A 1,054-nucleotide genomic window follows, 5' to 3' on the forward strand; every position below is an offset into this window, starting at 1 on the left:
CAGCCCAAACCGGACATTGCGATTTCAGCGCGCACTACGGTAGCTTTTTCTTATGACTGTTTTACCCAATCTCTCCGAGCATTACTCTGACCCCAAGACATATCCTCCTGGCGTGGCCTTCCTGGACGGGCAGTATTTGCCGATTTCGGAAGCTAAGATCTCAGTACTGGACTATGGGCTACTTCATTCCGACGCGACGTATGACGTCGTCCATGTTTGGAACGGAGCCTTCTTTCGACTCGAAAATCACCTTGATCGGTTCTTCGCAGGTTTGGAAAAACTGCATATGTCGATTGAGTATGATCGAAGCCAGGTCATCGAGATACTGCACAACTGCGTCGCACTATCCGGATTAAAGAACTCATACGTCGAGTTCATTTGTACTCGCGGCATGTCGCCAACATTCAGCCGGGATCCACGAGATGCCATCAACCAGTTCATCGCGTTCGCAATCCCGTTTGGATCGGTGGCCAATCCAGAGCAGATGAAGCATGGACTAAATGCAGCAATAACATCCTTGGTTCGCATTCCTCCAATGTCAGTCGATCCGACTGTCAAGAACTATCATTGGCTGGATCTGGTGAAAGGCCTCTATGAGGCTTACGACCGAGGTGCCGACACGGCGATCCTCATTGATGCAAACGGCAACGTATCTGAAGGGCCCGGGTTCAATATTTTTGCCGTCATCGACGGAACAGTCCTAACACCGAAGTTCGGTGTGCTTCTCGGGGTCACTCGTCAGACGGTATTCGACATTTGCACGAACCTAGATATCGACTGTTCAGCCGTCGACCTAACCCAAGACCAACTCCTCGGGGCAAACGAGGTTTTCATATCGTCGACCGCCGGTGGGATAATGCCCGTGACAAAAGTAAATGGTCAAAACATCGGTCCCGGAAATCCCGGCCAAGTCACAAGTCAGATCACCAAGAAGTATTGGGACATGCACAACGAAAAGGACAACAGGTTTGATATAAAGTACCCAGATGACGAATAGCTGTCAGTTGGTATCTGATTGAACCACTGGTGAAATGTAGCTTTGAACGCAGTTAAC

The 1,054-nt window shown here is 49.7% G+C and carries 1 protein-coding gene; it reads left to right on the forward strand.

Going from position 1 to position 1,054, the window contains the following annotated elements:
• The first annotated feature begins 52 nt into the window (after positions 1-52).
• Positions 53-997, forward strand: coding sequence for an aminotransferase class IV (locus GOW98_RS25500; protein WP_170337397.1), 945 nt, complete (start codon positions 53-55; stop codon positions 995-997).
• The last annotated feature ends 57 nt before the right edge of the window (positions 998-1,054 follow it).

It is taken from the genome of Ruegeria arenilitoris, from assembly GCF_013032445.1.
GTDB classification, from domain to species: domain Bacteria; phylum Pseudomonadota; class Alphaproteobacteria; order Rhodobacterales; family Rhodobacteraceae; genus Ruegeria; species Ruegeria arenilitoris_F.

Excerpts from the sequence above, each read along its gene's own strand:
- GOW98_RS25500 (WP_170337397.1), top strand. The coding sequence starts at position 53 with ATGACTGTTTTACCCAATCTCTCCGAGCATTACTCTGACCCCAAGACA.